This is a genomic window from Vibrio jasicida 090810c, from assembly GCF_002887615.1.
Classification (GTDB): domain Bacteria; phylum Pseudomonadota; class Gammaproteobacteria; order Enterobacterales; family Vibrionaceae; genus Vibrio; species Vibrio jasicida.
Map to the genome: position 1 here is coordinate 189,754 of NZ_CP025793.1, position 12,982 is coordinate 202,735.

Below are 12,982 nucleotides of genomic sequence, written 5' to 3' on the forward strand. Positions count from 1 at the left end.
CCATGTGGACCTTCGAAAGCCTGTTTCAAAGTCGTTCTGAGCGCAATGAAGCACTGCGTGTCGCCCTTACTGTGACGATTTGTATGATGCTAGGCAAACTGCTGAACCTGGATTCTCCAGTTTATCTGGCGCTGTACCCAACCATCATCATGACCAAGAACAAAGACTACTCTTGGCTTGGTCTGCTTCGCACCTTGCTACCTACGTTATTAGCAGCAAGTACAGCGTTGGTGGTGACCGAAGTGTTTTCACAGCATCCATTTGTGGTATGGACCATTAGCTTGTTCTTCTTCGACTTTATGCGCCGCAGAGCGACCACGCCGCCGAAGAAAGGTCAGATGCTAATGCCAACCTTCAACTGGATTCTGATTGTGGTGTTTGCTCAGCACACCACCATGGACATGCCAATGCGCATTCATGAAATCCTACTATCGATGCTGATTACCATGGTCGTCGCAAAAACCATGGTGACTCTGTTCCCTGTTGAACGTGGCGGCAAACCACCAGCATTTGAAGAAGAACCTGTTACGTTTGAGAACCGAGCGATTTCACTCGCATTGATTGGTCTTGGTGTGGCGTTCTTGATGATTGTCGACATCATTTCAGCAACGTTTTGTTTGGTGCCTGTGATTGCCGCAGCAACACAAACCACACACAAAAGCTTTATCGACGTGGTTGACCGCCGTTTTCAAACTCAGGTGGGCGGCTGTGCATTAGCTGTAGTGTTCACCTTACTGATGGCTGGGCATCAATCCACGTTCGGTTACTACACCATCGTATTGGGTTTGCTTGCTTTTATGATCACCGCATCAATGGCAAAAGCGAAAGGCCCAGCAAAAGACGTCCATGCCGACGCGCTATTGGCGACCATGTTGCCGATTCAGCTGTACATGACCAGCAATGAACTGGGCTTGGAGAGCACCTTCCTCCGAGCTTGGGAGCTTACTGTGACTTTGTTTGTGCTGTGGGCGTTGTACCATTTCACGCACAAACCAGAAAAAGCCCAAGCCTAATCACGCCATCGCCTTAAGTACCCAATACTTAAGGCGTTTCCCTTTCCTATTTGGCTCATTTCATTGCGTTTTCTGTACCAATTTCCATTTCAATCTTATAAAAAATGTGGCGCAAAACCTCAGCCTGGTGTATTTATCCTTCCCACGACTTTCCAAGTCAGCTTACCCATAACAGGCGTCGTCGCACACTCCTCTCTTGCACACCTTTGCGTGGTGTCTGTTATTTCCAAATAGGATTCTTAGCATCGGAATGTTTGAGCTCGCAGAGTTCTGGTTGTTTTCGCCCCGCATTGGGGCGTTTTTAGGTTGTAGAAGATGAACAAGCGTTTCTTCCCTAGGATTGATTTGCCATTGCTGATGGCGATCATTCCGATCATGCTATTGAGCTCGCTCACTCTCTGGAGTGCCAGTGGATTCAATGAAGCTATGCTCTTTAAACACCTCGCTCGATGCGGTTTGACGCTGGTGTGTATTTTGGTCATGTCGTCGATTCCAGCGTCCAGCTATCAACGTGCAGCGCCTTATTTGTATCTGGTTGCGGTTTCGCTCTTGGCGGCAGTTGCCCTATTTGGCGATAGCACCAATGGCTCGCAGCGTTGGCTCGACATCGGCTTCTTCCGCTTCCAGCCTTCGGAACTTATCAAGCTTTCAATCCCCATTATGATCGCGTGGATGCTGCATCTAGAAGGTGGCCGACCAGACATTCGCAAAATTGCTTTCTGTTTGCTGATCACCTTTGTGCCTGCTGGCTTGATTGCCTTACAACCAGACTTGGACGGCGCTATCTTCACCGTGATTTACGCGTTGTTTGTGCTGTTCTTTGCAGGCATGAGCTGGAAGATAATTGGCGGCTTTTTGGTGAGCATTCTAACGCTGGCACCAATACTTTGGTTCTTTGTGATGGAAGCGTATCAAAAAAGCCGTGTAACGCAGTTCTTGCACCCTGAATCGGATCCATTGGGTTCGGGCTACCAAATCATCCAATCATTGATTGCGATTGGTTCTGGCGGCATGAAAGGTAAAGGCTGGATGAATGCCACTCAAGGTACACTAGGCTTTATCCCTGAAAGCCATACTGACTTCATCTTCTCGACCTACGCAGAAGAATGGGGCTTTATTGGTTGTGTGGTGTTGTTAGCGCTGTATTTGTTCATTACGGCACGTGTGATGCTGCTGGCGTGCCAATCTGAGCATTTCTTCAGTCGCTTAGTGAGTGGCGCATTGGCAATGAGCTTCTTCCTTTATGCCTTCATCAACACAGGTATGGTCAGTGGTTTATTGCCAGTAATGGGGAGTCCACTGCCATTCTTTAGCTATGGTGGTACGGCGATGCTGACTCAAGGCATCTGTTTTGGCGTGATCATGTCGCTGTGTTATTCCAAGTACCGAAACACCTAAACGCTAGTCACAATAGAAAAGACAAACAACACGATCAAAAAAGGCTTCCCTCGGGGAAGCCTTTTTTACAACTGGAGAACCGAATTACAGTTCGCCGTTGTGGTATACCTGCTGAACGTCGTCACAGTCATCTAGAAGGTCTAGGAACTTCTGGAATTTCTCTGCATCTTCACCCGCTACTGGCGTGTGAGTTTGCGGAACGAATGTGATTTCTTCAACGTCGATCACGAGATCTGGGAATGCTGCGTTAAGTGCAGTTTTCGTTTTGAAGAACTCTGTATGAGGAGCGAATACAGTGATCACGCCGTCTTCTAGTTCAACGTCAGTAACATCAACGTCGTCCATCATTAGCGTTTCAAGAATGACTTCATCATCTTCGCCTTTGAACTGGAATACTGCTTGGTGATCGAACATGTGAGAAACTGAACCTTCAACACCGATCTTCGCGCCTGTTTTAACGAAACATTGGCGAACGTCTTGGAAAGTACGGTTACCGTTGTCTGTCAGACAGTCAACAATCACACTTGTGCCGCCAGGGCCAAAACCTTCGTAACGTGCTGGTGCGTAATCTTCACCGCCACCGCCGTTCGCTTTATCGATCGCTTTATCGATAACGTGTGCAGGTACTTGGTCTCTTTTCGCTTTACTGATCAGGTGCTTCAGAGACAAGTTCATGTCTGGATCACCGCCACCGTTTTTAGCGCACATGTAAATTTCTTTACCGTATTTGGAATAAACTTTAATTTTTGCGCCTGCAGTTTTCGCCATAGAGGCTTTGCGCACTTCAAAACTTCTTCCCATCGGGATGTCTCTCTAAATTCAAATTTAATGCGAAGGATTTTAGCAAAAAGCGAAACTTTTTCCATTTCGCCCTGCAAAGGAATGGGGAGGTCACCTCTTCCGCCGCGGTAATTTCATTTACCGCCACGATTCGCTTTACGCGACACCCATTACTCGTTTGTACTTATCGACTGCCTGTTGAAAAAACACTTTTTCGCCAGCGTCGTTAATCTTAGACAATTGTTCTTCTATCGCCTCAGGACCAGATTTGGCCTCTTTGAGTTTCCAAACTAAAAACGACGCTTGTTTATCAAGTTCGATTTTATTTTTCTCGTCAGGCGGCAACAAGGATAGATTGAACGACATTCACAGCCTCAAGGTACTTTAAATACTAGCCGCGCACTATAACATACAGAATTACCATTTAAGAATAGAAACGCGCTTATCTTGATCAATTTCAAGTTGCTTCTTTAGGTTTATCCCGAGTTTGCAGCTCTTGTGGTAAGTGCTGCTCAAAAATTTGCTGCAACCGCTCCTTCGTCACAGGCTTAGAGACAAATTCATTCATTCCGACATCAAAACAACGTTTTTGGTCTTCTTTTATGACATTCGCACTCAAAGCAATGATTGGCACTTGTTTGCCCCATTCGCTCATCTGTCTAATATTTTCTGTGGCAATAAAGCCATCCATGACGGGCATCTGACAGTCCATGAGAATGAGATCAAAATGGTTTGCTTCGCATAGTTCTAACGCTTCTTCACCGTGCTCAGCCACACTGACTTGCATACCCAATTTTTCCAACATGATACGTACAACTTTCTGATTCACAGCCGTATCTTCGACCACTAGTATCCAAGGTTTACTTTCATCTCTTGGGGAGGAAGGCGCGCTCTGCGTTTTACTTTCTCCGTTCGGAAAATCGAGAATATTGGGAATGTTGGGCGTGCTCGGAGAGATAGGCTTATCACTGACGACAATCAAAGGGATGGTGAACTCAAAACAACTACCAAGTCCGGGCTCACTCGTGAGACGAATTTGCCCTCCCATCACTTCAACTAACTTCGCACAAATGGCTAATCCTAATCCAGTGCCGCCATATTTACGTGTGGTGCTGCCATCTGCTTGCTGAAACTTCTCAAACACCGCTTGCTGGTTTTCTTTGGCGATACCGATCCCAGAGTCCACAACTCGAAAGTGCACTTGTGCAAGCTTATCTTCTTTGCTCACAAGGGAAACCATTAGTTTAACGTGGCCTCGTTCTGTAAATTTCACGGCGTTGCTGAGTAAGTTACTCAAGACTTGCTTCAGTCGGCCAACATCCCCTTCCACCTCAGACGGCAGTTGCGGATCAATATCGCACACTAACTGTAAATGTTTTTGCTGTGCTTTTACTGTGTGCAAGCTGCCTACTTCATTAAGCAACTGCAGCAGATTGTAGGTCGCCGCTTCGAGTTCGATCTTACCCGCTTCAATCTTGGAGAAATCAAGAATATCATCGATGATCACCATTAGTGAGCCGGATGAACTGTTGATGATGTCGACATATTCGTGCTGCTGATCATCTAACTTAGTATCACCGAGTAATGATGCCACTCCAATGATACCGTTCATCGGCGTACGTATTTCGTGACTCATTGTGGCAAGGAATTCACTCTTCTTGCGATTGGCCACTTCGGCTTTTTCACGTGCGTCTTCAATTTCACTTTGGTGTTCACGAACTCGTTCAACGCTTCGATTATATTTGTGTTCTAGTAACCCTACTTCATCAAAGAACCAACGCTGAGGCAGTTGCAATTTGCTTGGCACATGCCCACCACTGAAATCGCTCACTGCTCCAGAGAGTAATTGCAATGGTTTCACCATCAAACGAAAGGTAACCCAAAGCACCCCAAGAATGAGCAAGAAGATCTTGATCGCCTCGGCGATCACAAGGAAAAAGAAAGTTTGCCATAATCCTTGGTAGATCGGACTCAGATCCGATTGCACCGTAACCTCTGCAAGATCATAAGTTTTGACGCCCATGTCATACTGTAATGGCCACTGGCGCTTGATACTGTCGGATCCTAATGGCGATCCTAATTCCACGATCACTTCATCCGGCGTAGCAATGAGTAAATAGTCGACCGAAGGTAAACGCATCGCTCCTTCAGCCTGTGTCAATAATAGCTCTCGATCTTCCACCCATAAGCTGGCAGAAAAACCAGACAAGTAGCTGGTTTCAACCTGCTTCAACTCCATATCTAAACGAGCAAGGTCATCATTGAAATCACGATACAAACTCAAAGAAGAGATAATCACGGTAAAGATAAAACTCAACGCAAAAATCGCCAACATAAGCTGGTTGCCGATGCTAAACCGACGTTGAGTTCGCTCTTTTTTTTCCATATGAAATCACTCCCTTAATCTTGCGCTACTATAAATATAGTCTGGTCACGACAATAATCGAGGTTAGGATGAAAGGACTCTTACGGACATTGGGCTTTAGTTTCATAGCCCTAAGCACGCACAGTATGGCAAGTGAAGTGAACTACTACGTGATTTCTGAACAAGCCAGACCATTTCAAATAGAACAACAGGGTGAACAGCATTCCGGAATTGTGACGGATATCGTCAGTGAAATTTTTGCCGAGTCCAATTATGAAGTGAAATACCATACTTATCCGTTTAAACGCATGATCTCCGTTTTGGAAGCGGGCGGAGAAGAGAATTGGGTGACTTACGGCAGCCCAAACTGGGGCAAGGTACAATCAGAAAATTTGTCAGAGCAACCTATTTACACTGTAAAACATGTATTGGTTTCCAGCAGTAAAGCACCATTTAAATTCAGCGATATGGAGCACATGCAAGGCCGCTCAATCGTACTTCTACTCGGCTTTGATTACCCAAACCTCAGCCCGTTTTTTGATAACGGCACCGTGAATGAAATGCGCGTCAAAGATTACGATGCAGCGTATCGAGTTCTGCAAAGAACCCCTGGCGATACCGCATTTGTTGAAATGGAATCGCGGGTGGTATACAACATCAAACGTTTAGAGCTTCCGATGAGCGATTTCCAGATCCAATCTTTTAGTAATGTGATCCCAGATTACTCTATCTATCTAGCCTTCTCTCCGAACATGAAGCCGGAAGTACAGAGCTTCATCAATAAGCGCCTAGCAGAGCTCAAAAGTTCGGGGCAAATCGACAACATCATCAAAAAATACATCTAACCACTCATACCTAACCAATCATGAAAAAACCGCCAGCTTCGATAAGCTGGCGGTTTCATTTTTATATCTTCTCTGTGATTAATCTTGTTCGACAAATTTGGGATCGAACATGTGGCCGAGCTTATTGGCTTTGGTTTGTAAGTAGTGTTGGTTGTTTGGGTTATTGCCCTCTTGCAGTGGCACTCTTTCTATCACGTTGATGTTCACCTTCGTCAGCGCTGCAAGCTTACGTGGATTGTTGGTCATCAAACGTACTTCATCGATTCCAAGATGCTCCAGCATCCCTTTGCAAAACGCGTAGTCACGCATATCTGCGGCAAAGCCAAGACGCTCATTGGCTTCGACCGTGTCTGCACCTTCGTCTTGCAAGTGATACGCACGAATCTTGTTGATTAAGCCAATCCCCCTACCCTCTTGGCGCAGATAAAGCAGCACACCGCAGCCTTCTTCGACAATGTTTTGCAATGCACGGTTAAGCTGGAAGCCGCAATCACAACGCGTACTGAACAGCGCATCACCAGTTAAGCATTCTGAATGCAGGCGAATCAGCGGCGCTTTAGTGTTTGCAGGGTCGCCATACACCAAGGCGAGATGTTCTTTTCCTGTCGCGTTCTCGATAAAACCATGCATGATAAACGTGCCCCATTGAGTTGGCAGTTTGGCTTTATCGACAAAGCGAACCAGACTATATGGCTCTACATGTTTTAGTTCAGCACGTACGTTCATCAGAATCTCCCCTAAATGGTTTTGACCAGAGCCATCTCCCCCATCTCCCCAAAAACCATCTTTGTGTGAGTGCTCTGTTAGACAGGCATTACCCGTTTTCATCAGTTGCTTGGCTAATTGAGGGTTTTGCAAAAACTTCTCACGCACAACAAACGCCATCACAGAGAGTTTGTCGTCATCCCAGTCTTCACGCACGAAGTGTTGATATTGACGACTGAGGGCGAAAGCTTCATCAGGCGTCTTCGCTGATTGGATTTTACTTTGCAGTTTGAGGTCGTTGAACTTTTGGGCTTGGTAGTAGTGTTCGCTGGTGGGCCAAGATTGAGCTGAGACTTGAATCGGGGCATGACAGAAATTAGAAAGAAAGCCGTGAGATTCATCGGGCTCATAGAAAAGGATCTGATCAACCATAATCGTACTCCTGACGTTGCTGTTTTAATAGTCAACAAAAAGCATATTGCTATTGATATAATCTTTAGTAACGCTGTAGGAGAAAGTCAAACAATTGGTTGTAAAACAAAAAATGAAAAGGGCAGTCTTATGACTACCCCATGATTGGTATTACCGTAGTGCGAGAATTAGTGAATCAAGCCAAGTTCCCTTGCTTCTTCGATGCTCAAACCGCTTTCACGGATTTCACGAAGTGCTTCAATGCGTCGTCTTGCTTCTGCTGACTTCACGATTTTCTCAGGTCTCACAACGGATTCTTCTTCTGGGAGTTCCCATTTGTGAGCGATGTTGCTCATCTCTTCATGGTCGATAGAATTAATGGACATATTTCCTCCGAACACACCATGTTTTCGATGGGTAATCTATAGCAAACCCCCAATGCAGAGGTAAGAAAAACAGTGGGGAAATGTGACCCCTCCCGACCTTTCATCAACTCGTTAATAGATTCATCATTTAGTTTTTGCAAACCACAGTATTAGCGATTAAATTTGAAGAATTCCCCCTACGAAAAGTGAGCTGATCCAGCTCTCATTTTTCCCGTGATTCTTCACACTTCTATAAACGAAAAAATTCTTTTTATTACACTCAACTTTCGAGTCACTTCACTTATTAGACGGTTCTGTCTTTCGTAAAACTCACACACCTGATAATGATAATAATTATCTTTTGTATTGGTAAGGTGTTTTTATGAGTGACATAAACCTGATTCAGGCATACCACTCTGATCCGGTCATCCAGATCAGAGACTTATGTGTGGACTACATCACCGATCACGGCGACTTTAACGCAGTGAAATCGGTAAGCTTCGATATTGGCAAAGGCGAGATATTTGGCCTCGCTGGTGAGTCTGGCTGTGGTAAAAGTACCATTGCTTTCTCTATCAACCGTTTACACAAGCCGCCAGCGTTTATCTCAGGAGGCCAAATTCTATTTGAAGGCAAAGATATTCTGAGTCTATCCGACAGTGAATTAAACACACTGCGTTGGAGCGAGATTGCGATGGTGTTCCAAAGTGCCATGAACTCCCTCAATCCAGTATTAACCATTCAGGAGCAATTTGCCGACGTACTGCGCCATCACAAAGGCATGACCAATGAACAAGCCAAGGACCGCGCAGAAAAGTTGCTCGACTTGGTCAACATTCCCCGCGATCGACTTGGCGAGTACCCACACCAGTTCTCCGGGGGCATGCGCCAACGTTTGGTGATAGCCATCGCCCTTTCTCTCAACCCAAAGATGATCATCATGGATGAGCCAACCACAGCGCTTGATGTCGTGGTACAGCGTGAAATCTTACAGCAAATCTATCAACTGCGTGATGAGTTCGGTTTCTCTGTGCTGTTTATCACTCACGATTTGGCACTCATGAGCCAGTTGTGCGACCGCATAGCCATCATGCGTCACGGTAAGATTGTCGAAGTAAACAGTTCATACGAAATTCGCAATAACCCTCAGCATTCTTACACTCAAAAACTATGGGCTTCATTCCCGAATATCCACGACGTGCATAAAGAATCAGCCACTGAAGGAGCGTTATCATGAGCGAACCAATCATCCAAATGAAAAACGTGATCAAAGAATTTAAAGTCGGTGGTGGTTTCGCGAAAGAAGAAACCTTCCGTGCGCTTCAAGGCGTGAGCTTTGACCTTTATGCAGGCAAAACTCTCGCGCTGGTTGGCGAATCAGGTTGCGGTAAAAGCACCTGTGCGCGATTAATTACCAAGGTGTATCCGGCCAGCGATGGTGAAATCCTTTTTAATGGAAAAAACATCAACGATATTACCGCTCGCGCAGAAATTCAGGACTATCGCAGCAAGGTACAAATGGTGTTCCAGGACCCATTTGGCTCTTTGAACCCAACCCACACGATTCGTCATCACCTGACTCGCCCACTTAAGATTCATAAGCAAGTTAAAAACGATAAAGAGATCCCAGGCAAACTACTCGAACTCTTGGATCTAGTGGAGCTACCAGAAGAAACATTAAATAAGTTCCCACATGAACTGAGTGGTGGACAACGTCAGCGCGTTAACTTGGCTCGCGCATTGGCAGTAGGCTCCCAAATCATTCTTGCCGATGAACCAACATCAATGTTGGACGTTTCAATTCGTCTGGGCGTGTTAAACCTGATGCAGCGAATGAAACAAGACTTGGGCATCGGTTTCTTGTACATCACCCACGATCTGGCAACCGCTCATTACATCGCCGAAGAAACCGCCGTGATGTATAAGGGCCAGATTGTTGAGTGGGGTGACACGCAAGCGATCTTGAAAAATCCGCAGCATCCATACACTAAGTTATTGATCTCTGCGGTACCAGATCCTGATCTGCCATTTGGCAATCTCGTGGAAAGTGAACCAAACTATTCAGTAAATGCAGATGAGATCCGAAACCGCAGCAGTATTGTGGTAGAAGACTTTGATCAAATTGGACCAAACCACTTTGTAAAACAATGGACTAAGGCAGCTTAATGGACTTGAATACTTGGCAAGATCTTATTTCGGATTGGTACGAAAACCGGAAGCATGATCAAGTTGAAAGATTGGAAGCGATCCTGTATCAGGCACCGGAATCAGTGTTTGGTCCTGAATTGACTGACGAGCAGAGCAAAGCGATCGCTTGTTGGCTCGATGGCTGCTTAAGAGTATTTCAATATGCCAGGTATCAAAACCATCAAAAAGCCTATCAGACCTTGCAATACACGAGTGCCAAGCTCGAACAAGCTGCATGTCAACCAATGACAGACATTCTGATTAAAGATTGGAGCTTAAAACGCTTACAACATTTAACGGTATTAGCGTTGGAATTTTGCAATCAGCAACAAGATCAAAGCGAATGGCAACAACAAGCGAATTGCTTGATAGAGTCGCATGTAGCGTTGATGCGATCGTTGAATTGGAATGAGAGCTATCTGAAAGTCTGAAAGTCTGAAAGTCTGAAAGTCTGAAAGTCTGAAAGTCTGAAAGTCTGAAAGTCTGAAAGTCTGAAAGTCTGAAAGTCTGAAAGTCTGAAAGTCTGAAAGTCTGAAAGTCTGAAAAAGAGAGGGAAGTCCCCTCTCTTACGAAGCTATAACTGTTGGAGGCAGTGTTAGCTTCTTGTTTCATGAAATTGTAGAAAGGCAAGCTAACTACAAGACAAATTTTATAAAAACTAATAATTACTTTGTCATGACTAAGTCATTAAAATGTAAACTATCAAGTATAATGTACAAATCTTACACATACAAACAATTATAAAAATATGAACTAACAATATTATTAGTTATATTTATAAAACTAGTTGAAATGAAACGAATGTAATCGCAATAAACCATACGCAACTCATATGTTATATTCTAAAAACTAACTATTACGGTCATAATTTATTTATTTCCATTATTTGTAGTTTCTTTAGTCACTTCTAAATCTCACAATACCCTTCCCCTGACCGACCTGTCTTGATATGGTTTGACTCTTTTAATTAAAATTCTAAATGACATTCATCGAGCGTTTTGTATTTTAAAGCGGAGTCTGGTCGCTATTCATTATAGAGTTTCACCAACTCACAACTACTTTCTTATCTTCAATCAAGTCTTTCTTCAGCTAGAACGTTTTGATAACGATTATATCGATCTGTCATAGAGCAATCACGTGATACTTTTTGTGTAATAACTGATATTCCTAAGAGTAGTATTGAATTCCTCGATCAGAGTAATGGATAAACTCACACTCACATAGTATATTTTTCAAAGCCTTAAGGAACGCACGCTTAACTGTTTCGTCTTCATATTATCGTTGATGATGGTACCCAACTATCTTCCCAAAATAAACGTCAATGATTAAGCTGATGTAGGTATTTCTCGCTCGCATTGCCAAGTGAGTAATATCAACGACCCACAGTAAATCCGGTTTATTTGTAACGATACCTTCTTTGATTCGGTTTGGATGACAGTAGAACCGAGGATGGCTGTTTGTCGTTCGATACTAAGCCCTACGGTTGAAGACCAATAGACGATGTTGTGTTAACAATAAAAACAAACTGTCTCGTCCGATATACACATTATTTTTACCGAATAAGTATTTAAGCTTTCGAGCTCCCAAACGAGGATATCGAATCCTTTACTTTTTGACGAAGTCAATGATATACGGCTCTTTCCGGGTTCGCTTAAGCGCTAGCGCACAGGGCTTACCTAACAATACCAATGAAGTGACAAGTGTTAGTTGCTGTGAGCCTTTTGATCGTTTTTCCTTAATAACTCGGCTTTGCACTTCTTTGAGATTCGAGCACCGAAGTCTCTATCCATTACCTTTACAACAACCTCAAAGAAGTCCGCTTCCATCTGAGTTTCCTCAAATTGCTGCTGGAGTATTTTTATCTGTTGTTCTGGAATTTGATTAGAGGAAGAGTCAGGCATACCACTACCTACTGTGTTTGGTTTATCTATTCCTTAAGACCGACCTAGCTAACCGTACTTACGAAGACAAACTAAGACAGTAGACCGCCTTTATCCCACATAGCTCTTGGGATTATATGGGTCATTTGATCGTTCTCTACTTGGTCAACAACCGTCAATTTAAAAGCGCGGGAATAATCTTGTTAGGTTCGTTGATTTCATTATACAGCCCAATTTCACGTTGGAAATACGTTAACATTATTTAGGACGGCCACAAAAAAGAGGGGATAGTATAGTTGTTTGCTTCTTCTATTACTATGTCGTTAAAAATCATTAGAAAATACATTTCAGGGAAAATATTAAATATAAATTCATTCCAAAATAACGAATATAATAAGGTGAGGTTTTATATAAATATTATTTACGTTACTGATTTAAATTTATAAAAAATGAATAACTTGTAGTTCTAGTTTGTAAATAATGAAAATGATATCCTATGTAATTATTGCCTATCTGAAGTTATGGTGAAAAAGTAAGCTTGTTTCCCCAATCAACTTTAAAGTGCTAACTTGATCGCCTGAAAGTTATCGTTGATTCGAGATATCATAGATCCTGTTAATTCTGGAAGATTCACAGTATAAAATTGATCTATTGCCTCCTTGAAATTTCGTTTATTTTCAAAGTAAATAGTATTTCTCGACTTCTCGTTCATTACCTTCCTAAGCCGCTCAATTGGATTGAGGATTGAGGTTTGAGCTGTAAGGTCAGAGTTAAATACTAAGAAAACATGCTGCTTTTCTGAAAAATCACTACGGTTATATCCTGCTCCATCTAAGATGGTATGGATCTAATGGTTTGATGAGTAGCTATCTCTAATCTTGCATAAAAATCAAACAATGTTCTCTCAGTCAATGCTTTCGTAATCGCTCTATCCGAAAGGTTCAGCGCACCAAAAATATTCAGGCGACTACGATTACCTGTCTCTTCTAGCACTTTATCTTGTCTTGATCTTTGCGTATCCAACCATAGAAAA

The 12,982-nt window shown here is 43.5% G+C and carries 11 protein-coding genes and 1 pseudogene; 6 read left to right on the top strand and 6 right to left on the bottom strand.

Annotation, left to right across the window (positions count from 1 at the left end; translation table 11 throughout):
• Positions 1 to 2 precede the first annotated feature (2 nt).
• Together C1S73_RS18480 and rodA are read left to right on the top strand one after the other, a co-directional pair.
• Positions 3 to 1,013, top strand: coding sequence for a DUF2955 domain-containing protein (locus C1S73_RS18480; RefSeq protein ID WP_038869885.1), 1,011 nt, complete (start codon positions 3 to 5; stop codon positions 1,011 to 1,013).
• 315 nt (positions 1,014 to 1,328) lie between these two features.
• Positions 1,329 to 2,411: a rod shape-determining protein RodA gene (gene rodA, locus C1S73_RS18485; RefSeq protein WP_038869887.1), complete on the top strand. Its 1,083-nt coding sequence runs from the start codon at positions 1,329 to 1,331 to the stop codon at positions 2,409 to 2,411.
• Positions 2,412 to 2,495: 84 nt separating this feature from the next.
• Here the strand turns inward: rodA and C1S73_RS18490 are convergent, their stop codons facing one another.
• From C1S73_RS18490 to C1S73_RS18500, 3 genes are all read right to left on the bottom strand, one after another.
• Entirely contained in the window at positions 2,496 to 3,212 is a 717-nt protein-coding gene (locus tag C1S73_RS18490) for a YebC/PmpR family DNA-binding transcriptional regulator (protein WP_038869888.1), read from the bottom strand.
• 135 nt (positions 3,213 to 3,347) lie between these two features.
• Positions 3,348 to 3,557, bottom strand: coding sequence for a DUF3283 family protein (locus C1S73_RS18495; RefSeq protein WP_038869889.1), 210 nt, complete (start codon positions 3,555 to 3,557; stop codon positions 3,348 to 3,350).
• Positions 3,558 to 3,648: 91 nt separating this feature from the next.
• Positions 3,649 to 5,577 (bottom strand): ATP-binding protein, encoded by a 1,929-nt coding sequence (locus C1S73_RS18500; protein WP_038869890.1) that lies wholly within the window; start codon positions 5,575 to 5,577, stop codon positions 3,649 to 3,651.
• 68 nt (positions 5,578 to 5,645) lie between these two features.
• Between C1S73_RS18500 and C1S73_RS18505 the strand changes: the two genes are divergently transcribed.
• Positions 5,646 to 6,401, top strand: coding sequence for a substrate-binding periplasmic protein (locus C1S73_RS18505; protein WP_038869892.1), 756 nt, complete (start codon positions 5,646 to 5,648; stop codon positions 6,399 to 6,401).
• A gap of 78 nt (positions 6,402 to 6,479) precedes the next feature.
• Here the strand turns inward: C1S73_RS18505 and ribA are convergent, their stop codons facing one another.
• Together ribA and C1S73_RS18515 are read right to left on the bottom strand one after the other, a co-directional pair.
• On the bottom strand, positions 6,480 to 7,538 hold the full coding sequence (gene ribA / locus C1S73_RS18510; protein WP_081634776.1) for a GTP cyclohydrolase II: 1,059 nt from the start codon (positions 7,536 to 7,538) through the stop codon (positions 6,480 to 6,482).
• Between the two features lie 167 nt (positions 7,539 to 7,705).
• Positions 7,706 to 7,903: a hypothetical protein gene (locus C1S73_RS18515; RefSeq protein WP_038869893.1), complete on the bottom strand. Its 198-nt coding sequence runs from the start codon at positions 7,901 to 7,903 to the stop codon at positions 7,706 to 7,708.
• Positions 7,904 to 8,264: 361 nt separating this feature from the next.
• Here C1S73_RS18515 and C1S73_RS18520 point away from each other — a divergent pair, with 361 nt between their 5' ends.
• The 3 genes from C1S73_RS18520 to C1S73_RS18530 are packed head-to-tail and all read left to right on the top strand — an operon-like array spanning position 8,265 to position 10,500.
• Complete coding sequence (locus C1S73_RS18520; RefSeq protein WP_038869895.1) at positions 8,265 to 9,119, top strand: ABC transporter ATP-binding protein; 855 nt, start codon at positions 8,265 to 8,267, stop codon at positions 9,117 to 9,119.
• The gene (locus C1S73_RS18525) at positions 9,116 to 10,048 is read left to right on the top strand and encodes an ABC transporter ATP-binding protein (RefSeq protein WP_038869897.1); all 933 of its coding nucleotides are present in this window, start codon (positions 9,116 to 9,118) and stop codon (positions 10,046 to 10,048) included. The genes C1S73_RS18520 and C1S73_RS18525 overlap by 4 nt, the downstream gene beginning before the upstream one ends.
• Complete coding sequence (locus C1S73_RS18530; protein ID WP_038869898.1) at positions 10,048 to 10,500, top strand: hypothetical protein; 453 nt, start codon at positions 10,048 to 10,050, stop codon at positions 10,498 to 10,500. Before C1S73_RS18525 ends, C1S73_RS18530 begins: the two co-directional genes overlap by 1 nt.
• Before the next feature lie 593 nt (positions 10,501 to 11,093).
• Here C1S73_RS18530 and C1S73_RS18535 read toward each other — a convergent pair.
• Positions 11,094 to 12,128 (bottom strand): annotated as a pseudogene (locus C1S73_RS18535) (transposase).
• Between the last annotated feature and the right edge of the window lie 854 nt (positions 12,129 to 12,982).

Coding starts and splice junctions, on each gene's coding strand:
- C1S73_RS18480 (WP_038869885.1), top strand. CDS start 3: ATGTGGACCTTCGAAAGCCTGTTTCAAAGTCGTTCTGAGCGCAATGAA.
- rodA (WP_038869887.1), top strand. CDS start 1,329: ATGAACAAGCGTTTCTTCCCTAGGATTGATTTGCCATTGCTGATGGCG.
- C1S73_RS18490 (WP_038869888.1), bottom strand. CDS start 3,212: ATGGGAAGAAGTTTTGAAGTGCGCAAAGCCTCTATGGCGAAAACTGCA.
- C1S73_RS18495 (WP_038869889.1), bottom strand. CDS start 3,557: ATGTCGTTCAATCTATCCTTGTTGCCGCCTGACGAGAAAAATAAAATC.
- C1S73_RS18500 (WP_038869890.1), bottom strand. CDS start 5,577: ATGGAAAAAAAAGAGCGAACTCAACGTCGGTTTAGCATCGGCAACCAG.
- C1S73_RS18505 (WP_038869892.1), top strand. CDS start 5,646: ATGAAAGGACTCTTACGGACATTGGGCTTTAGTTTCATAGCCCTAAGC.
- ribA (WP_081634776.1), bottom strand. CDS start 7,538: ATGGTTGATCAGATCCTTTTCTATGAGCCCGATGAATCTCACGGCTTT.
- C1S73_RS18515 (WP_038869893.1), bottom strand. CDS start 7,903: ATGTCCATTAATTCTATCGACCATGAAGAGATGAGCAACATCGCTCAC.
- C1S73_RS18520 (WP_038869895.1), top strand. CDS start 8,265: ATGAGTGACATAAACCTGATTCAGGCATACCACTCTGATCCGGTCATC.
- C1S73_RS18525 (WP_038869897.1), top strand. CDS start 9,116: ATGAGCGAACCAATCATCCAAATGAAAAACGTGATCAAAGAATTTAAA.
- C1S73_RS18530 (WP_038869898.1), top strand. CDS start 10,048: ATGGACTTGAATACTTGGCAAGATCTTATTTCGGATTGGTACGAAAAC.